This window comes from Streptomyces actinomycinicus, from assembly GCF_016741775.1.
Taxonomy (GTDB): Bacteria; Actinomycetota; Actinomycetes; order Streptomycetales; family Streptomycetaceae; genus Streptomyces; species Streptomyces actinomycinicus.
On sequence record NZ_JAERRK010000013.1, the window covers coordinates 190,736 to 209,507 of the forward strand.

Consider the following 18,772-nt stretch of genomic DNA (forward strand, 5'->3'; position numbering starts at 1 on the left):
CCGCTGGGCCGCCGTGACTCCGCGTCCCCCGGGTGGTCGCTCAGCGTCGCTCGGGCTTGGCGCTGCGGGCCATCAGCTCCTTGAGGGCGACCACCGGCGACTTGCCCTCGTGGACGATGCTGACGACCGTCTCGGTGATGGGCATGTCGACGCCGTGCCGGCGGGCCAGATCCAGCACGGACTCGCAGGACTTGACGCCCTCGGCGGTCTGCTTGGTGACCGCGATGGTCTCCTCCAGGGTCATGCCCTTGCCGAGGTTGGTGCCGAAGGTGTGGTTGCGGGACAGCGGCGAGGAGCAGGTGGCCACCAGGTCGCCGAGACCCGCGAGTCCGGAGAAGGTCAGCGGGTCGGCGCCCATCGCGAGGCCGAGGCGGGTGGTCTCGGCGAGGCCGCGCGTGATGAGGGAGCCCTTGGCGTTGTCGCCGAGTCCCATGCCGTCGGCGATGCCCACCGCGAGCCCGATGACGTTCTTGACCGCGCCGGCGAGTTCGCAGCCGACCACGTCGGTGTTCGTGTACGGCCGGAAGTACGGCGTGTGGCAGGCGGCCTGGATCCGCTGGGCGACGGTCTCGTCGGTGCAGGCCACGACGGCCAGGGCGGGCATGCGGGCGGCGATCTCGCGGGCCAGGTTGGGCCCGGTGACGACCGCGATCCGGTCGCGGCCGACCTTGGCGACGTCCTCGATCACCTCGCTCATCCGCATGGTGGAGCCGAGTTCGACGCCCTTTATCAGGGAGACGAGAACGGTGTCCGGCGCGAGCAGCGGGCTCCACTCGGCGAGGTTGGCGCGGAGGGTCTGGGAGGGCACGGACAGGACCGTGAAGTCGGCGCCGGCCGCGGCCTCGGCGGGGTCGGTGGTGGCCCGGAGGTTCTCGGGGAGTTCGACGCCCGGCAGGTAGTCCGGGTTGATCCGGGTGGTGTTGATCGCCTCCGCGACCTCGGCCCGGCGGGCCCACAGGGTGACCTCGCAGCCGGCGTCGGCGAGCACCATGCCGAAGGCGGTGCCCCACGAACCGGCGCTGAAGACCGCCGCCTTTACCGGTGCGCTCACTTGGTCTGCCCTTCCGCTTGCCTGCCCTGCGTCTGCGCCTGGGTCCGGCGGCGCTGCTCGATCCGCTCGCGGCGCGGGTCGTAGGGCGTCTGGGGCGCCTTCTCGCCGCGGATGTCCTCCAGGAGACGGGTGATGGCCGCCATGATGACCTCGGTGGCGTCCTTCAGCAGCTCCGGGGTCATCTCCTGGTCGTAGAACCGGGACAGGTCCACGGGCGGGCCCGCGAGCACGCGGTGGGTCTTGCGCGGGAAGAGGTCGGGCTTCTTGGCGTACGGCGGGAGCAGTTCGTTGGCGCCCCACTGGGCGACGGGGATGACCGGGCACTTGGTCTGCAGGGCCACGCGGGCGGCGCCGGTCTTGCCGGTCATGGGCCAGCCGTCCGGGTCGCGGGTGAGGGTGCCCTCGGGGTAGAAGGCGACGCACTCGCCGCGCTCGACGGCGTCGATCGCGGCCCGGAAGGCGCTGAGGGCGTCGGTGCTCTCGCGGTAGACGGGGATCTGCCCGGTGCCGCGCATGGCGGCGCCGACGAATCCCTTCTTGAAAAGCCCGCTCTTCGCCAGGAATCGCGGAACCCGCCCGGTGTTGTACTGATAGTGCGCGTACGCGAAGGGGTCCACGTGGGAATTGTGGTTCACCGCGGTGATAAATCCGCCCTCGGCCGGAATGTGCTCCATTCCACGCCAGTCCCGCTTGATCAGAACCACCAGCGGCGGTTTGCAGATCACCGCGGCGAAGCGGTACCAGAAGCCGATTCTGCGGCGGGGCACAAGGACACCTTCCTCTAGGGCTGCCACCCGGGCGGGGGGCCGCACAAGTGTGGCCCCGGGCCGCCGGTCTGTCGAGAACACCGTACGCCCCGCCACCCCGGATGCCGGATGGCGCGGGGACAATGAGCGCGACGAGAGAGGGACGGTACGCCGGTGCAGTGGAGCTTGGTCATCCCCCTGAAGCCCCTGACCCGGGCCAAGAGCAGGCTCGCGGACACCGCCGGGGACGGGGTGCGCCCGGGACTGGCGCTGGCGTTCGCGCAGGACACGGTGGCCGCGGCGGTGGCCTGCGGGGCGGTGTCGGATGTGGTGGTCGTCACGGACGACGGGCTGGCCGGCCGGGAGCTGGCCGCGCTGGGCGCGCGGATCGTCCCCGACGCCCCGGGAAGCGGCCTGAACGCCGCTCTGGCGTACGGCGCCGCCGCCGTACGGGAGATCCGCCCCGGCGCCCCGGTTGCGGCCCTGAACGCCGATCTGCCGGCGTTGCGGTCGCCTGAACTGTCACGGGTGCTTGAGGCGGCTGCGGAATTCCCGCGGGCGTTTCTCGCGGATGCGGCGGCGGTGGGCACGACCCTGCTGGCCGCGGCGGCCGGCCGGGAATTGCAGCCGGCGTTCGGGACCGATTCCCGTTCCCGCCACCGGACCTCGGGGGCGGCGGAACTCGAACTGGCGGGTGTCGATTCGGTGCGACAGGACGTGGACACCGGCGCGGATTTGCGGACGGCACTGGTGCTGGGGGTGGGCCGGCATACGGCGGCCGCGTCGGCGGGATTGCTGATTCCCGGTGCGTGAGCGGCCCGAAGGAGTGCCGGGAAACCGCGTGAGCGGGCCGGCGGGCCCGTGCCCGGCCCCGGGCCGCGAGTCCAACGGCGGCCTGCCGGCCCTCGGCTGGCATTAGGCTGGCCGCCATGCAGGCGACCGCATACACGTACGACCCTGAGACCCGCAGCGGTCAGGTGCTCCTCGACGACGGCACCCCGGTGCCCTTCGGCACCGCCGCGTTCGACGCCGGGGGCCTGCGGCTGCTGCGACCCGGTCAGCGGGTGCGGATCGAGACGGAGGGTGAGGGCGACGCCCTCCGGATCACCCTCGTAACCCTTCAGACCCTGTAACCGCCCTTACACCCGCGCCTGTGCGCGACCGCCCCCCGAACACGCCGCGGGCCGGGCTCCCCGAGGGAGTCCGGCCCGGCGCGTGAATGCCCTGGCGTCCTTACGACGTCGCCTTGCGGGCAGTGGCCTTCTTCGCGGTGGTCTTGCGGGCCGTCGACTTCTTCGCCGGGGCCTTCTTGGCGGTGACCTTCTTCGCCGGGGCCTTCTTGGCCGCCGCCTTCTTGGCGGTGGTCTTCTTCGCCGCGGTGGTCTTGGCGGCCGCCGTGGTCTTCTTCGCGGCGGCGGTGGTCTTCTTCGCCGTGGTCTTCTTCGCGGCGGCCGTGGTCTTCTTCGCCGGCGCCGCCTTCTTCGCGGTGGTCTTCTTCGCCGCCGCCTTGGTCGTCTTCTTCGCGGCGGCCTTCTTGACCGTCGCCGCGGCGCCGCCGGTCAGGCTGCCCTTGGGCGCCTTCTTGACCGAGACCTCGCCGCCCCGCGGAAGCTTCTTCGAGCCGCTCACCAGGTCCTTGAAGCCCTGACCGGCGCGGAAGCGCGGCACGGAGGTCTTCTTGACCCGAACCCGCTCGCCCGTCTGGGGGTTGCGGGCGTAGCGGGCGGGGCGGTCCACCTTCTCGAAGGACCCGAAGCCGGTGACCGAGACCCGCTCGCCCGCGACGACCGCGCGGACGATGGCGTCCAGGACATGATCGACAGCATCGGCGGCCTGCTGGCGGCCACCCATCTTGTCGGCAATCGCTTCTACGAGCTGCGCCTTGTTCACGTCTTCCCCTTCGGAGACATCGCCAGAACGAAAGTGTTCAAGCTTTTTCGCACGTTAGGCAGATATATACCGCAAATCAAACACGAAACGGGCTTATCACCCTTGTGCCGCAACGGACTCGGCCGTCCCGTGCGGTTCAGCGGTCCTCGTCAGGGATCCGACCCGCGTCGAGGTCCGCCATGAACCGATCGAGCCGGCTTGCCGCGTCGGCGAGATCGTGCTTGGCCGCGGCCGTAATGACCAGCAGCTTCCGGGTCAGCGCCATCCGTACGCCCTCCGGGACTTGCAGTGCGCGCACTCTTGTGTGCGCTTCCTTGAGCTGGTTCGCGACCGCCGTATAGAGCTGGAGTTGGCCGTCGTGTTCCATGCACAGATTGTGCCATCTGGGGCGAGTTGTCGCCTGCGCAGGGTGCAACTGCCGCCTCGAATGGCCTTCCAGGCACTTGCGGAGACCGCGAACACGGCACTCACGTACCCGGACAACGGCGGCTGTAACGCGGGAAGTTGAGCGGGCGCGGCCGACGTCACAGGGCCGTTCGGGTGCAGACATGGCTGTACCCCCGATCGTGGCGATCGGGGGTACAGGCGGGGTGTTGAGGTGGCCGAAACCCGACGCGTGCGGGGGTTCCGGGCCCTGCCGGATCAGACCTGGAGCGTCCGCGGCTTGTAGGCGGGCCGCTTGGTCTCGTAGGTGGCGATGTCGGCCTCGTTCTGCAGCGTGATGGAGATGTCGTCCAGGCCGTTCAGCAGCCGCCAGCGGGAGTTCTCGTCCAGCTCGAAGGAGGCGGTGATGCCCTCGGCGCGCACCTCACGGGCCTCGAGGTCCACAGTGACCTCAGCAGTCGCATCCCTTTCGGTCAGCTCCCACAGCGCGTCCACGACCTCCTGGTCGAGGACCACCGTGAGCAGGCCGTTCTTCAGCGAGTTGCCCCGGAAGATGTCCGCGAAGCGGGGGGAGATCACGGCCTTGAAGCCGTAGTTCTGCAGCGCCCAGACGGCGTGCTCGCGGGAGGAACCGGTACCGAAGTCGGGACCGGCGACCAGGACGGTGCCGCCCTGCCGCTCGGGGCGGTTGAGGACGAACTCGGGGTCCTTGCGCCAGGCCTCGAACAGCCCGTCCTCGAACCCGTCCCGGGTCACCTTCTTGAGCCAGTGAGCAGGGATGATCTGGTCGGTGTCGACGTTGCTGCGGCGCAGCGGCACGGCCCGGCCGGTGTGGGTGGTGAAGGCTTCCATGGTTCTCAGACTCCAGCGGGCGCGGGGACGTCGGTCAGGTCGGCCGGGGAGGCCAGGTGGCCCAGGACGGCGGTGGCCGCTGCGACCTGCGGCGACACCAGGTGCGTACGGCCGCCCTTGCCCTGCCGGCCCTCGAAGTTGCGGTTGGAGGTGGAGGCGGAGCGCTCGCCCGGGGCCAGCTGGTCGGGGTTCATGCCGAGACACATCGAGCAGCCCGCGTGCCGCCATTCGGCGCCGGCCTCCTTGAAGACCACGTCCAGACCCTCGGAGACGGCCTGCAGCCCGACCCGCGCGGAGCCCGGGACGACCAGCATCCGTACCCCGTCGGCGACTTTGCGGCCCCGCAGCAGGTCCGCCGCGGCCCGCAGGTCCTCGATGCGGCCGTTGGTGCAGGAGCCTACGAAGACGGTGTCCACGTTGATGGAGCGCAGCGGCTGTCCGGCCTCCAACCCCATGTACTCCAGGGCCTTTTCGGCGGCCAGGCGCTCCGAAGCGTCTTCGTACGAAGCCGGGTCGGGGACGTCCGCCGAAAGCGGCGCACCCTGGCCGGGGTTGGTGCCCCAGGTGACGAACGGCGACAGCTCGGCGGCGTCGAAGACGACCTCGGCGTCGAAGACGGCGTCCTCGTCGGTCCTCAGGGTCTTCCAGTACGCCACGGCGGCGTCCCAGTCGGCGCCCTCGGGGGCGTGCGGACGGCCCTTGAGGTACTCGAAGGTGGTCTCGTCCGGGGCGATCATGCCCGCGCGGGCACCGGCCTCGATCGACATGTTGCAGATGGTCATCCGGGCCTCCATCGAGAGCTTCTCGATGGCGGAGCCGCGGTACTCCAGGACGTAGCCCTGGCCGCCGCCCGTACCGATCTTCGCGATGATCGCGAGGATCAGGTCCTTGGCGGTGACGCCGTCGGGCAGCTCGCCGTCGACCGTGATCGCCATGGTCTTCGGGCGGGCCATCGGCAGCGTCTGGGTGGCCAGCACGTGCTCCACCTGGGAGGTGCCGATACCGAAAGCCAGGGCACCGAAGGCACCGTGCGTGGAGGTGTGCGAGTCGCCGCAGACGACGGTCGTGCCGGGCTGGGTCAGGCCCAGCTGCGGGCCCACCACGTGGACGACGCCCTGCTCGACGTCGCCCAGCGGGTGCAGCCGCACACCGAACTCGGCGCAGTTCTTGCGCAGCGTCTCCAGCTGGGCGCGGGAGACGGGGTCGGCGATGGGCTTGTCGATGTCGAGGGTCGGGGTGTTGTGGTCCTCGGTCGCGATGGTGAGGTCGAGACGACGCACGGTGCGGCCGCTCTTGCGGAGCCCGTCGAAGGCCTGGGGGCTGGTCACCTCGTGCAGCAGGTGCAGATCGATGTAGAGGAGGTCGGGCTCGCCCTCGGCGCGCCGGACGACGTGGTCGTCCCAGACCTTCTCCGCGAGTGTCCTACCCATCGCTTTCCCTCCGGCCGGCAAACGTCCACCGACCCAACTAGAGATCTTGAGGAGGCGGAGACCGCCCCGTGAAGGGCCCCATGAAGTGGTGATTCCGGGCGTCCACCGCCAGGCCCATTGGTCTGCGGGCCGCTGTGTGATTCCAGGGTGGCGCGTTCCACGGAAAATTGAACTTGCGTTTCACAGAGTGAGACGTGAGTATCGTTGCATGGACAACAGTAGCGGCGTCGGCGTTCTGGACAAGGCGGCCCTCGTCCTGAGCGCTCTGGAGTCCGGTCCGGCCACCCTCGCGGGTCTGGTCGGGGCCACCGGACTGGCACGACCCACGGCTCACCGCCTGGCCGTGGCTTTGGAACACCACCGCATGGTGGCACGCGACATGCAGGGCCGGTTCATCCTCGGACCGCGCCTCGCGGAGCTGGCGGCCGCGGCGGGCGAGGACCGCCTGCTCGCGACGGCGGGCCCCGTGCTCACGCACCTGCGTGACGTCACCGGCGAGAGTGCACAGCTCTACCGGCGCCAGGGTGACATGCGGATCTGCGTGGCCGCCGCGGAGCGCCTGTCCGGCCTGCGGGACACGGTCCCGGTCGGTTCCACGCTCACCATGAAGGCGGGCTCCTCGGCACAGATCCTGATGGCCTGGGAGGAGCCCGAGCGCCTGCACCGCGGTCTGCAGGGCGCCCGCTTCACGGCGACGGCCCTGTCGGGCGTACGGCGACGCGGCTGGGCCCAGTCCATCGGCGAGCGCGAGCCGGGCGTCGCGTCCGTCTCGGCGCCCGTACGCGGCCCCTCCAACCGCGTGGTGGCCGCCGTCTCCGTCTCGGGCCCCATCGAGCGCCTGACCCGGCACCCGGGCCGCATGCACGCCCAGGCGGTCATCGACGCCGCGGCCCGCCTCTCGGAGGCCCTGCGCCGCTCGGGCTGAGCCCGGACACCGACACCATGTGAAGGGCCTGCCTCAACGCCGCGGCAGGCCCTTCACCGTCCTCCGGCGCACCGGGCACCGGCACGCGCCCCCCGGGGTGGCTCCGGCAGCTCAGGAGGCCCGCAGGCGGGCGGCGGCCCGGTCGCCCCGGCGGCCGACCGGCACCACGCCCGCGACCTCCCCCAGCCCGTACGCGGGCATGTTCATGTAGATCGTCTCGTGGGCACCGGCCGGGACGACGTACGTCTCGTGCCAGAAGCCCACCTTGCCCTTCCCCTCCCGCAGCCGCCGGTTGAACGCCGCCCAGGCCGGATGGTGCTGCCGGTCCGGCGCCGAGGCGTAGGCCAGGAGCTTCTCCTGCGACTCCCAGTACTGCACCAGGTAGGCCTCGCGCAGCCCGCCGCGCAGCGTCTTGAAGCCGAGCAGCCCGCTGTCGGGGTCGCTGCGCAGTTCCGCCAGCATCGGACCCATGGCCTTCGCGACCGGCCACCAACTGCGCACGGCCGTGAAGCTGTTGATGCGCATCCCGATGAGGAAGACGACGACACCGCCCTCGTGCGCAGCGGTCATGCGCCCCTCCACCAACTTGTCTCCCATACGTCCCCCAGGTCGCCGGAACAAGGTTGGATAGCTCTGCTATCCATGCTTGGATAGTGGCACTCCCCAACCGGGGGCGCAAGAGGGAAGGGGCAAGGCACGGCATGCGGCTTGCGGAGCTGAGCGCACGCAGCGGGGTCTCCACCGCGACGATCAAGTACTACCTGCGCGAGGGGCTGCTGCACCCGGGACGCCGGATCACGGCCACCCAGGCCGAGTACGACGAGGAGCACCTGCGCCGCCTGCGGCTGGTGCGGGCGCTCATCCAGGTGGGACGGATCCCGGTGAACTCGGCCCGGGAGGTGCTCGCCGCCCTGCAGGACGAGGGGCTCAGCCGTAACAGGCGCCTGGGCACGGCGGTGTGGGCGCTGCCGCACGGTCCCGCGCCCGACGACTCCGACCCGGCCACGGCGACGGCCCGGCGCACCGCCGACGAGCTGCTCGAACGCCTCGGCTGGTGCCCGGGCGGCACCGCCGCCGGCGCCCCGGCCGCACCGGCCTACGAGATGCTGGTGACCGCGATCACCGCGCTCGCCCGGCTCGGATACCCGTGCGCCGTCGCCGATTTGGAGCCGTACGCCCGCGTCATGGAACAGGCGGCCGTCGACGACCTGGACATGGTGGAGCGCTATGCGCCCGAGGATCATGTCGAGGCGGCCGTGGCGCTCACCGTGCTGTACGAGCCGGTGCTCCTGGGCCTGCGCCGGCTGGCGCAGGCCGAGGAGTCGCGCCGGCGCTTCGAGGAGGAGTGACCCCCCGGACACGCGGAAGGGCCCTCCCGAGGGAGGGCCCTTCCGATTGCGTACCCCCGACCGGATTCGAACCGGCGCTACCGCCTTGAGAGGGCGGCGTGCTAGGCCGCTACACAACGGGGGCGTGGATCTTACGTTTCCGCAGATCCGAGCTGGTCTACCTGGACTCGAACCAAGACTAACTGAACCAGAATCAGTCGTGCTGCCAATTACACCATAGACCAATGATGGTTTAGACCAGTCAGTACCCCCGACCGGATTCGAACCGGCGCTACCGCCTTGAGAGGGCGGCGTGCTAGGCCGCTACACAACGGGGGCCCTAGCGATCCCGACATGATCGAGATCAGTACCCCCGACCGGATTCGAACCGGCGCTACTGCCTTGAGAGGGCAGCGTGCTAGGCCGCTACACAACGGGGGCTTTGCAGATAAGCTCTGCGAGCTGGCCTACCTGGACTCGAACCAAGACTAACTGAACCAGAATCAGTCGTGCTGCCAATTACACCATAGGCCACTGGAACTCAAGCCCCTGCGGGGTTCTCGTTCTAGCTTGCTCCTCGGGGCTCCGGCCTTTCGGCCCGCTTCCCTCGGCGCAGGAAGAACATTACCCGAAGGTGGACGGGGCTCCAAAACGGGTATCCGCGCGGACGAGCGCCGGGAGTTCGGCGAGGGTCGAGATCCGGTGCGCCACCACCTCTCCGACGGCCCGCGCACGGGCCGTCCCGCGGTCGATCCACACGGACAGCATCCCCGCCTCGGCGGCGCCCCGCCCGTCGATCTCCGGGTGGTCGCCGACGTAGGCCACCTGGTGCGGAGGCAGTCCCAGCGCCTCGCAGGCCGCCAGGAAGGCGCCGGCCTCCGGCTTGGAGACACCCAGCTCGGCCGCGCACAGCACGGTCTCGAAGCGGTCGAGCAGGCCGAGGGTGCGCAGCTTGTGCTCCTGGACGACGAGGCTGGAGTTGGACAGCACCGCGTGCCGGTGACTGGCCGCGAGGGCCTCCAGGGCGGGCAGGACGTCCGGGAAGAGGCTCCAGGCGGCCTCGTAGTGGCCGAGGTACCGCTGGAACCAGGCGTCGGCCTGCGCGTCGGTCAGCTCCGCGTCCAGGAACACGCGCACGCGGTCGCGGCGCTGCCCCTGGAAGGTGTTCTCGCCGGCGGCGAACCGCGCCCACTGCTGGTCGGTGGCCTCCCGCCAGCGCAGCAGGGCCGCCTCGGCGCTCCCGTAGCCGGCCAGGAGGTCCTCCGCCGCCAGATGGGCCCGCATGCCCTCGCGGTCGGCGGTCGTGTAGTCGAAGAGGGTGTCGTCCACGTCCCAGACGACGGCTCTGATCGTCATGACGCCCCCAGGGCCTCGGTGCTCATGATCCGAACGTAGCCCCGGGACGCCCGGCGCGTCCCGGGAATGCGAGGGTCAGTCCGGAACGGGTCCCACGAAGAAGTCGGTCACGAAGCAGGTGATCTCGCCGGACGCGGTACGGCCGACCCAGGTGGGGTAGACGCCGTCGCCCCAGCCGGAGGTGAAGGCGATCAGGGTGTGGCCGGAGCCGGGCTCGGTGACCAGGTGCGGGCCGATGTCCCAGGAGTCCTGGTCGAAGGCGTCCCACAACGGCCCCTCGTCACCCTCGCACTCCGGGAAGGCGTCGTCGGCCGAGGCGTCGTAGAAGCAGCCGGTGCCGGCGTCGACGCCGTAGCCGTAGAACTCGTCCTCGGCCAGGCCGGCCGGGTCCTGGCCGGGCAGCAGGGCGAGTTCCCAGGTGGCGGCCGGTTCGTCGCGTATGACGAGACGGGCGGCGGCGATCCGGCGGTGCGGGCGGGCGGCCGGGGGCTCGTCGGGGCGGGTGAGCGTGGCCACGGCCGCCTCCACGCGGTAGCGGCCCGGCGCGACGGTGGCCGTGAACGGTTCGTTCTCCCCGTGGCCGAGGGAGATGAACGGATCGCAGGCGATCAGCCGGCCGGTGGGCAGCCACAGTTCTCCGCCGTCCATGACGGACATCACGCCGGACGTGCCCGACTCGTCGGTGAACGTGTTCCCCGGGGTGAACAGCCAGGTGAAGTCGCGGGCGGGCATGGGCATGGTGGTGCCTTTTCTCGAGTGCGGGGACGAGTGGGGCCGGGCCGGTGACGAGATCGGTCCGGCGGTGGGCGGAACACTAGACCCCGGCACCGACAACGAAGGGGCGGCACCCGGAACTCCGGGTGCCGCCCCTGTCGGGAGCCGCTGCGCTACGCGAGCTTCGCCAGGGCCGCGTCGATCCGCGCCAGCGTCTTCTCCTTGCCCAGGATCTCCAGGGACTCGAAGAGCGGCAGGCCGACGGTGCGGCCGGTGACGGCCACGCGGACCGGGGCCTGGGCCTTGCCGAGCTTGAGCCCGTGGGCCTCACCGGCGGCCAGGACGGCCTCCTTGAGGGACTCCGCGGAGTTCCAGTCCGCCGACTCCAGCTGCTCGCGGGCGGTGCGGAGCAGGGCGTCGGAGCCCTCCTTCATCGCCTTCGTCCAGGAGGCCTCGTCGAAGACCGGCTCGGCGAGGAACAGGAAGTCGACGTTGTCGGTGATCTCCGACAGGACCTTCAGACGGGTCTGGGCGTGCGGGGCGATCGCCTCCCACTTCGCCGCGTCGAAGTCCTCCGGCGCCCAGGGGGCGAACGGCGCCTGCAGCCACGGGCGGCAGCGCTCGGTGAACTCCTTCACGTCCAGCATGCGGATGTGGTCGCCGTTGATCGCCTCGCACTTCTTCAGGTCGAAGCGCGCCGGGTTGGGGTTCACGTCGGAGATGTCGAAGGCCGCGACCATCTCCTCGATCGTGAAGATGTCCTGGTCCGCGGAGAGCGACCAGCCCAGCAGCGACAGGTAGTTCAGCAGGCCCTCGGGCAGGAAGCCCCGCTCGCGGTAGAGGTTCAGCGACGACTGCGGGTCGCGCTTGGAGAGCTTCTTGTTGCCCTCGCCCATGACGTACGGCAGGTGGCCGAAGACCGGGGTCTGCTTGGCGATGCCCAGCTCGGTCAGCGCCTTGTACAGGGCGATCTGGCGCGGGGTGGAGGAGAGCAGGTCCTCGCCGCGCAGGACGTGGGTGATCTCCATCAGCGCGTCGTCGACCGGGTTGACCAGCGTGTACAGCGGGGCGCCGTTCGCGCGGACGATCCCGTAGTCCGGCACGTTCTCCGGGGTGAAGGTCAGCTCGCCGCGCACCAGGTCGGTGAAGGTGATCGTCTCGTCGGGCATGCGGAAGCGGACGATCGGGGCGCGGCCCTGGGCCTTGTACTCCTCGACCTGCGCGTCGGTCAGGTCGCGGCAGTGGCCGTCGTAGCCGGAGGGCTTGCCGGCGGCGCGGGCGGCCTCGCGGCGGGTGTCCAGCTCCTCCTGGGAGCAGTAGCAGCGGTAGGCGTGACCGCCGTCGAGGAGCTTCTGCGCGACGTCGGCGTAGATGTCCATGCGCTGCGACTGGCGGTACGGCGCGTGCGGGCCGCCGACCTCGGGGCCCTCGTCCCAGTCGAAGCCGAGCCAGCGCATGGCGTCCAGCAGCTGGTTGTACGACTCCTCCGAGTCACGGGCCGCGTCGGTGTCCTCGATGCGGAAGACCAAGGTGCCCTGGTGGTGCCGGGCGAACGCCCAGTTGAACAGGGCGGTGCGGACCAGGCCCACATGGGGGTTACCGGTGGGCGAGGGGCAGAAACGGACGCGTACGGGTGCGCTAGCCACGCTTGACAACCTTGTTGGTGAGAGTGCCGATGCCTTCGATGGTGACGGCGACCTCGTCGCCGACGTTGAGCGGGCCGACCCCCGCGGGGGTGCCGGTGAGGATGACGTCGCCGGGCAGCAGCGTCATGGCCTCGGAGATGTTGACCACCAGGTCCTCGATGGAGTGGATCATCTCGCTCGTGCGGCCCAGCTGGCGCTGTTCGCCGTTGACGGTGAGCTGCACGGTCAGGTCGTTGGCGCGCTCGAGGTCCAGGCCGGTCTCCACCCAGGGGCCGAGCGGGCAGGAGGTGTCGAAGCCCTTGGCCCGGGCCCACTGCTTCTCGCGCTTCTGCACGTCGCGGGCGGTGACGTCGTTGGCGCAGGTGTAGCCGAAGACGACGTCCTTGACGCGTTCACGCGGGACCTCGCGGCACATGCGGCCGATGACGACGGCCAGCTCGGCCTCGTGATGCAGTTCCTGCGAGAAGGGCGGGTACTGGATCTGGTCGCCGGGGCCGATCACCGAGGTGGACGGCTTGAAGAAGGCGAAGGGAGCTTCCGGTACCTCGTTGCCCAGCTCGCGCGCGTGTTGCGCGTAGTTGCGGCCGAACGCCACGACCTTGTTGGGAAGGACCGGCGGGAGCAGCCTGACCTTGCTCAGCGGCACCTTCGTACCGGACAGCTCGTAGTCCGCGAACGGGATGCCCTTGATGATGTCGAGGACGAGTTCGTCCTGCTTGTCGCCCTCGACCGCGCCGAAGGCTACGTTCCCGTCGATGGAGAACCTGGCGATGCGCACGGGATCCTTGCGCCCCTCACTGAGAACCGGCGTACTGACGCCCCAGGTTAACGGAGCGATGCCGATTCAAGCGCTTCCGGGGGCGTCGTCGCAGGTCAGGGGCGGGTCACCCGGGCAGGCGCCGGCGCGACCCGCTATTCGCCCGCAGCGGCGCCCGCACCGACCGGGACGTCCATCAGGACGGTTCGCCGGGGGTTGGCCGTCTGGGCGGGGAGGTCGGCGGAGTGCTCCGGCAGCTCGGGCGTGTGCAGTTCACCGGCGTCGTCGAGGTGCGCCAGCGTCGTGCGCCGCGGGTTGGCTATCGTGCGGAACATCATCGTCGTCTTCACCGTTGTCGTCCTGTTGGTCAGAGTGGCCGTTCCTGTAAAGCGCCAGGCTAAACATCCGATTCCCCGGCGGAGACGCCAACTGCGCACGATCAGCGTGTGAGTTTGCTCACGAACTCACGGGCAAAGCGGTCAATTCCGGCCGACAACCTGCCCCAGCGAAACGGACATTGACCCCCTGAAGCCATCATTCCGCTCCTGATCATGGCGACTGGGACACCTCGCACTGGAGAGCAACTCGCCGAGGAACGCCCGGTTTACACCGGATTGGTCTCCACGGCCGGTGATACGCCACACACGCTGCGTCACCTAGGTCACAGCTCGGGACACTGCCCTTGTTGGAGATCCGGCACTGTGCTGGAATTCCACGGACCGCCGCGGGATCGAGCCGGCGCGCAGGGCGCAGTACAGCGCCGAGCGGCGGCGAGATAGGGGGGAACTCAGCGCCGGTCACTCAAGACCACCGGTGGGCGTGTTCAGGACGCCCTCCACAACGCCGACACCGTGTCCCTCCGTTCGCGCGGAGGGGTGCCTGGTCCAGAGGTTGCGACGCTAGTGCAGGGACGTTTCAAGAGGGATGGCAGCGCTTCGGCGGAGCCGGAGTCGCACGACGGGACTGGCCCCATGAAGGGCAGCTCCTCGCCCCAGCACGCCCAGAACCCGGGCCCGGGTCCGACCGGCGACGGCGGTGAGCGCGGCGGGCGCTCGGGTGCGACCGCATCCACGACCGCCACGACGGCTCCCTCGGGGAACCCCGCCCCGACGGTGAAGCCCATACAGGGTCCGACCGGCCCCGGCTCGCGCCTGGCCCTGCGCAACTGGCGTATCTCCACGCGCCTGGTGTCGCTGCTGGCGCTGCCCGTGGTCGCGGCGACCTCGCTGGGTGCGCTGCGTATCGACCAGTCCATGGACGACATCCAGCAGCTCGACAACATGAAGCTGCTGACGGACATGACCAAGCAGGCCACGGAACTGGCCCAGGCGCTCCAGGACGAGCGCGACCAGTCCGCCGGCCCGCTGTCCCGCGGTGGTCTGAAGGCCAACGACTTCCAGATCAAGGGCTTCCAGGAGAAGACCGACCGGGCCCGCGAGAACTTCCTCGACGCCTCCGAGGACATCGACGCGGCGAGCAAGGACGGCAACCTGCAGGGCGTGCGCGACGCGCTCGTCGGTCTCGCCAACCAGCTGGACGACCTGGCCCGCATCCGCCAGAAGGCGTACACGTCCAAGGACAACGCGACCCAGACGGTCGAGTCCTACCACCGGCTCATCACCCAGCTGATCAGCCTCTCCCAGGACATGGCCGAGGCGTCCAGCAACCCGGAGATGATCTCGCGCACCCGCGCCCTGGCGGCCTTCTCCACCGCCAAGGAGTACGCCTCCGTGCAGCGCGCCATGATCGCCGCCGCGCTGCCGGCGACCCCCTCCTCCAAGGGCGACCTCTCCGAGAACGACCGCCTCTACGGCCAGTCCGCCTACGAGAGCGAAGGCTCCGAGCTGGCGATCTTCCGCAAGATCTACGCCAACCAGAACGCCGAGGAGCTGCTCAAGCCGATCGACGAGGGCAACGCCACGATCAAGTCGGCCGACACCTACGCCAAGCGCTCCTTCGAGTCCCCGGACGGCCTGCAGCAGCTGCCGGCACGGTCCTACAAGGACTGGGTCGACACCAGCTCGACCAAGATCGAGCAGATGAAGAAGATCGAGCACACGCTGCTCGAGGAGATGGAACAGAAGGCGCGCGAGCTGAAGAGCGCGACCCAGCGTGACGCGATCATCTCCGGTGCGCTGATCCTCATCGTGCTCGGTGTGTCGCTGGTCGGCGCGTTCGTCGTGGCCCGGTCCATGATCCGCTCGCTGCGCCGTCTGCAGGAGACCGCGACCAAGGTCGCCCAGGACCGCCTGCCCGAGCTGGTCAAGCAGCTGTCCGAGTCCGACCCGCAGGACGTCGACACGTCCGTGGAGTCGGTCGGTGTGCACTCCCGGGACGAGATCGGCCAGGTGGCCGCGGCCTTCGACGACGTGCACCGCGAGGCGGTCCGCCTCGCCGCCGAGCAGGCCCTTCTGCGGGGCAACGTCAACGCGATGTTCACCAACCTCTCGCGCCGTTCCCAGGGCCTCATCCAGCGCCAGCTCTCGCTCATCTCGGAGCTGGAGTCCCGCGAGGCCGACCCGGACCAGCTGTCCTCGCTGTTCAAGCTCGACCACCTCGCCACCCGTATGCGCCGTAACGGTGAGAACCTGCTCGTCCTCGCCGGTGAAGAGCCCGGCCGCCGCTGGACCCGCCCGGTCCCGCTGGTCGACGTGCTCCGTGCCGCCGCGTCCGAGGTGGAGCAGTACGAGCGCATCGAACTGGCCGCCGTGCCCACCACCGAAGTGGCCGGCCGCGTGGTCAACGACCTCGTGCACCTGCTCGCCGAGCTGCTCGAGAACGCGACCTCCTTCTCCTCGCCGCAGACCAAGGTCAAGGTCACCGGTCACGCGCTGCCCGACGGCCGCGTGCTGATCGAGATCCACGACACCGGTATCGGCCTCTCCCCCGAGGACCTCGCGGCGATCAACGAGCGGCTCGCCTCGCCGCCCACCGTGGACGTCTCCGTCTCCCGCCGCATGGGTCTGTTCGTGGTCGGTCGTCTGTCGCAGCGGCACGGCATCCGGATCCAGCTGCGCCCGTCCGACTCCGGTGGCACGACCGCGCTGGTCATGCTGCCGGTGGACGTCGCCCAGGGCGGCAAGAAGCCCGCTCCCGGCAAGCCCGGTGCGCCCTCGACCGGTGGTCCCGCCGCCGCGCAGGCCGCCGCCGGTGCCGCCGCGGCCCGGCGTCAGGTCGGCAACGGCAACGGCAACGGCGGTGCCCTCGGTGGCGCCCCGTCCGGTGGCGGGCTGCTCGGCTCCGGTCCCGGTGCGCGCGGCCAGGTCGGCTCCGGCCAGGGTCCTCGGGCCGCTCTGCCCGGCGCGGGCCAGGGCGGACGTCCCGGTGCGCCGGGCGGAGCGCGTGGCGCCCAGGGCGGTCCCGGTGCCCCGCAGGGCCGGCCGGCGCCGGCGGGTTCCGGTGCGGGCGGCTTCGGCGGTCAGGCACCGGGTGCCCCGCAGGGCCTGCAGGCCACGAACCCGGGCGGATCGCAGCAGAGTCTCTTCGGAGGCCGTGGCCGGAAGCGGCCCGGCGCCGCCTCCGACCAGGGCCGCCAGCCCCAGCTGCCGCCGCGCGGCGGACCGCGGGCCGAGCTGCCCGGCGGCGCCCCGCAGCCGCAGTCCCGTACCTCGGGCTGGACCGACAACCAGGGCCCGGCGTCGCGTGCCTCGCTGGACGCCCCGCGCGGCCACGACGAGCAGGACCCGTCGCAGACCGCGCGCATGCCGCGCGTGGACGACCGGCAGGGCCCGGGCTCGACCTCTCAGATGCCGGCGGTTCCCCGGACCGACGCACAGGGTCCGGCCGGCACGGGCGAGTTCCCGCGCCCGGAACTGTCCGGCTTCAACGGCTCCGCCCAGCAGACGGGCCAGTTCGGACGCCCGGACGGCCAGCAGACGGGCCAGTTCGCGCGCCCCGGCACCCCGCAGCAGACCGGCCAGTACCCGCGTCCCGACGCGGGCCGGAACACGGGCGAGTTCGCGCGTCCCGACGCCGGCCGGCAGCAGGGCCGTTTCGACGGCACCGACGGCCGGCAGGACACCGGCTCCTTCGTCCGCTCCGACGTGTACGGCAGCACGCCGGCGCCGGGGCGGCAGGACCCCGGCGCGCACGACACGGGTCAGTTCGCGGCCCCGCAGGCGTACGACGCCGGCTCGACCGGGCAGCACGCCCTGCCGGGCGGCCAGAACCCCGCTCACACCGGGCAGTTCGAGCGTCCGCAGCCGCCCGCCGGCCGCGACGACTACGCCGCCCAGCGTCCGTCTGCCCCGCAGCAGCGTCCGGTCCGCCACGAGCCGGAGGCCCTGCCCCCGGCGAGCGGTCCGGGTGACGGCCGCACCCCGCTGTACGACACGCTGGAGACCAACTGGTTCCACGGTCAGCAGCAGGGCGGCGCGCCGGCTCCCCAGCAGCAGCCGCAGGCTTCCACGCCCGCTCCCGCGCCCGCTCCGCAGCGTTCCGCCTCGAACACGAACACCGGTTCCTGGCGCACCTCGCCGAACGACGAACTCGTCCGGCAGGCCGAGCGGGTACGGCAGCCGGCCGCGGGCGGGATCACCACCTCCGGCCTGCCGCGCCGCGTGCCACGGGCGAACCTCGTGCCCGGCACGGCCCAGCAGCAACAGCACCAAGCCGGTCCGCAGGTCTCGCGTGCGCCTGACGACGTACGCGGACGGCTGACCAATCTTCGTCGGGGCATCGCTCAGGGCCGTCAGGCCGGCAGCGGCCAGACCGGCAGCTACCCGAGCCCCACTCACCAGCAGGAGCGTTAGTTGAGTCCGATGAGCCAGGCGGCACAGAACCTGAACTGGTTGATCACCAACTTCGTGGACAACACCCCCGGGGTGTCGCACACGGTGGTGGTCTCCGCCGACGGCCTTCTGCTGGCGATGTCCGAAGGATTCCCGCGGGACCGCGCGGACCAGCTCGCGGCCGTCGCATCCGGTCTGACCTCGCTGACGGCCGGGGCGTCCCGGATCTTCGAGGGCGGCACGGTGGCACAGACGGTCGTCGAGATGGAGCGCGGCTTCCTCTTCCTGATGTCCATCTCGGACGGGTCGTCCCTCGCGGTCCTGGCCCATCCCGAGGCGGACATCGGTCTCGTCGGCTACGAGATGGCACTGCTCGTCGACCGCGCGGGTGCGGTACTCACCCCGGATCTGCGCGCCGAACTCCAGGGAAGTCTGCTTCACTGACCTCCCCCGGCACCACCCACCTCACGAAAACACCGTCCGGCCGCCACAATCCCCCCACGGCCCCGTCAGACGGCTTGACTACCGACTTGCTGTCCCGCCCGGAGGATTCATGACCCCGCCCACCGCCTCTCATGATCCGTACGCGGAGCCGTACGGAGACGAGGGCGACCAGCCGCTGGTACGGCCGTACGCGATGACCGGCGGCCGGACCCGGCCGCGGTACCAGCTGGCCATCGAGGCACTGATCAGCACCACGGCCGACCCGGCAGCGCTCATGGGACTGCTCCCGGAGCACCAGCGCATCTGCCACCTGTGCCGCGAGGTCAAGTCGGTCGCGGAGGTCTCCGCGCTGCTGGCCATGCCGCTGGGTGTGGCCCGGATCCTGGTCGCCGACCTCGCCGAGGCCGGCCTGGTCGCCATCCACCAGCCGGGTGGCGACGAGAACAACGGCGGCGCTCCGGACGTGACGCTGCTCGAAAGGGTGCTCAGTGGACTTCGCAAGCTCTGACGCGGGTCGGG

The 18,772-nt window shown here is 70.7% G+C and carries 19 protein-coding genes and 5 tRNA genes; 7 read left to right on the forward strand and 17 right to left on the reverse strand.

Annotated elements, in window-relative coordinates; all coding sequences use genetic code 11:
- Positions 1-40: 40 nt before the first annotated feature.
- Complete coding sequence (locus JK359_RS24320) at positions 41-1,051, reverse strand: NAD(P)H-dependent glycerol-3-phosphate dehydrogenase (protein ID WP_201839500.1); 1,011 nt, start codon at positions 1,049-1,051, stop codon at positions 41-43.
- Complete coding sequence (locus tag JK359_RS24325; protein ID WP_201839503.1) at positions 1,048-1,818, reverse strand: lysophospholipid acyltransferase family protein; 771 nt, start codon at positions 1,816-1,818, stop codon at positions 1,048-1,050. Before JK359_RS24325 ends, JK359_RS24320 begins: the two co-directional genes overlap by 4 nt.
- A gap of 153 nt (positions 1,819-1,971) precedes the next feature.
- On the opposite strand from JK359_RS24325, the gene cofC reads away from it, so the two are divergent.
- Both cofC and JK359_RS24335 read left to right on the forward strand, forming a co-directional pair.
- Positions 1,972-2,610, forward strand: coding sequence for a 2-phospho-L-lactate guanylyltransferase (cofC, locus tag JK359_RS24330; protein ID WP_201839506.1), 639 nt, complete (start codon positions 1,972-1,974; stop codon positions 2,608-2,610).
- A gap of 116 nt (positions 2,611-2,726) precedes the next feature.
- Complete coding sequence (locus tag JK359_RS24335) at positions 2,727-2,930, forward strand: hypothetical protein (RefSeq protein ID WP_201839511.1); 204 nt, start codon at positions 2,727-2,729, stop codon at positions 2,928-2,930.
- Positions 2,931-3,030: 100 nt separating this feature from the next.
- Here JK359_RS24335 and JK359_RS24340 read toward each other — a convergent pair whose 3' ends face one another.
- The 4 genes from JK359_RS24340 to leuC form a co-directional block, all read right to left on the reverse strand.
- Positions 3,031-3,687 carry an HU family DNA-binding protein gene (locus JK359_RS24340; protein WP_201839514.1) on the reverse strand — a complete coding sequence of 219 codons (657 nt, stop codon included), beginning with the start codon at positions 3,685-3,687 and terminating at the stop codon, positions 3,031-3,033.
- Between the two features lie 136 nt (positions 3,688-3,823).
- Positions 3,824-4,054 carry an SCO5555 family protein gene (locus tag JK359_RS24345; RefSeq protein ID WP_201839516.1) on the reverse strand — a complete coding sequence of 77 codons (231 nt, stop codon included), beginning with the start codon at positions 4,052-4,054 and terminating at the stop codon, positions 3,824-3,826.
- A 275-nt stretch (positions 4,055-4,329) separates the two neighbouring features.
- Positions 4,330-4,923, reverse strand: a complete 594-nt coding sequence (gene leuD, locus JK359_RS24350; protein WP_201839519.1) for a 3-isopropylmalate dehydratase small subunit — start codon at positions 4,921-4,923, stop codon at positions 4,330-4,332.
- 5 nt (positions 4,924-4,928) lie between these two features.
- Positions 4,929-6,353 (reverse strand): 3-isopropylmalate dehydratase large subunit, encoded by a 1,425-nt coding sequence (gene leuC / locus JK359_RS24355; protein WP_201839521.1) that lies wholly within the window; start codon positions 6,351-6,353, stop codon positions 4,929-4,931.
- Positions 6,354-6,561: 208 nt separating this feature from the next.
- Here leuC and ndgR point away from each other — a divergent pair, with 208 nt between their 5' ends.
- Positions 6,562-7,278 (forward strand): IclR family transcriptional regulator NdgR, encoded by a 717-nt coding sequence (gene ndgR / locus JK359_RS24360; RefSeq protein WP_009320373.1) that lies wholly within the window; start codon positions 6,562-6,564, stop codon positions 7,276-7,278.
- 111 nt (positions 7,279-7,389) lie between these two features.
- On the opposite strand, the gene JK359_RS24365 is transcribed toward ndgR, so the two are convergent.
- Positions 7,390-7,875, reverse strand: a complete 486-nt coding sequence (locus JK359_RS24365; protein WP_201839523.1) for a DUF4188 domain-containing protein — start codon at positions 7,873-7,875, stop codon at positions 7,390-7,392.
- A 104-nt stretch (positions 7,876-7,979) separates the two neighbouring features.
- Here JK359_RS24365 and JK359_RS24370 point away from each other — a divergent pair, with 104 nt between their 5' ends.
- Positions 7,980-8,627 (forward strand): MerR family transcriptional regulator, encoded by a 648-nt coding sequence (locus tag JK359_RS24370; RefSeq protein ID WP_201839526.1) that lies wholly within the window; start codon positions 7,980-7,982, stop codon positions 8,625-8,627.
- A 51-nt stretch (positions 8,628-8,678) separates the two neighbouring features.
- Here the strand turns inward: JK359_RS24370 and JK359_RS24375 are convergent.
- The 10 genes from JK359_RS24375 to JK359_RS24420 all read right to left on the reverse strand — a co-directional run bounded on the left by JK359_RS24375 (position 8,679) and on the right by JK359_RS24420 (position 13,429).
- Positions 8,679-8,751, reverse strand: a tRNA-Glu gene (locus JK359_RS24375).
- A gap of 28 nt (positions 8,752-8,779) precedes the next feature.
- Positions 8,780-8,851, reverse strand: a tRNA-Gln gene (locus tag JK359_RS24380).
- A 21-nt stretch (positions 8,852-8,872) separates the two neighbouring features.
- Positions 8,873-8,945 (reverse strand) — tRNA-Glu (locus tag JK359_RS24385).
- A 29-nt stretch (positions 8,946-8,974) separates the two neighbouring features.
- Positions 8,975-9,047: transfer RNA gene (locus JK359_RS24390), tRNA-Glu, on the reverse strand.
- Between the two features lie 21 nt (positions 9,048-9,068).
- Positions 9,069-9,140 (reverse strand) — tRNA-Gln (locus JK359_RS24395).
- A gap of 90 nt (positions 9,141-9,230) precedes the next feature.
- Positions 9,231-9,962 (reverse strand): HAD family hydrolase, encoded by a 732-nt coding sequence (locus tag JK359_RS24400; protein ID WP_201839529.1) that lies wholly within the window; start codon positions 9,960-9,962, stop codon positions 9,231-9,233.
- A gap of 75 nt (positions 9,963-10,037) precedes the next feature.
- Positions 10,038-10,700 (reverse strand): DUF4241 domain-containing protein, encoded by a 663-nt coding sequence (locus JK359_RS24405; RefSeq protein ID WP_201839532.1) that lies wholly within the window; start codon positions 10,698-10,700, stop codon positions 10,038-10,040.
- A gap of 149 nt (positions 10,701-10,849) precedes the next feature.
- Positions 10,850-12,322, reverse strand: a complete 1,473-nt coding sequence (gltX, locus tag JK359_RS24410; protein WP_372445465.1) for a glutamate--tRNA ligase — start codon at positions 12,320-12,322, stop codon at positions 10,850-10,852.
- The gene (locus JK359_RS24415; protein ID WP_201839537.1) at positions 12,315-13,100 is read right to left on the reverse strand and encodes a fumarylacetoacetate hydrolase family protein; all 786 of its coding nucleotides are present in this window, start codon (positions 13,098-13,100) and stop codon (positions 12,315-12,317) included. The genes gltX and JK359_RS24415 overlap by 8 nt, the downstream gene beginning before the upstream one ends.
- A gap of 134 nt (positions 13,101-13,234) precedes the next feature.
- Positions 13,235-13,429, reverse strand: a complete 195-nt coding sequence (locus tag JK359_RS24420) for a hypothetical protein (RefSeq protein WP_201839546.1) — start codon at positions 13,427-13,429, stop codon at positions 13,235-13,237.
- Positions 13,430-13,981: 552 nt separating this feature from the next.
- Between JK359_RS24420 and JK359_RS24425 the strand changes: the two genes are divergently transcribed.
- From JK359_RS24425 to JK359_RS24435, 3 genes are all read left to right on the forward strand, one after another.
- Entirely contained in the window at positions 13,982-17,830 is a 3,849-nt protein-coding gene (locus tag JK359_RS24425) for a sensor histidine kinase (RefSeq protein ID WP_201839557.1), read from the forward strand.
- A 9-nt stretch (positions 17,831-17,839) separates the two neighbouring features.
- Positions 17,840-18,253, forward strand: a complete 414-nt coding sequence (locus JK359_RS24430) for a roadblock/LC7 domain-containing protein (RefSeq protein ID WP_014675212.1) — start codon at positions 17,840-17,842, stop codon at positions 18,251-18,253.
- A 109-nt stretch (positions 18,254-18,362) separates the two neighbouring features.
- Positions 18,363-18,761, forward strand: coding sequence for a DUF742 domain-containing protein (locus JK359_RS24435; protein WP_019058642.1), 399 nt, complete (start codon positions 18,363-18,365; stop codon positions 18,759-18,761).
- The last annotated feature ends 11 nt before the right edge of the window (positions 18,762-18,772 follow it).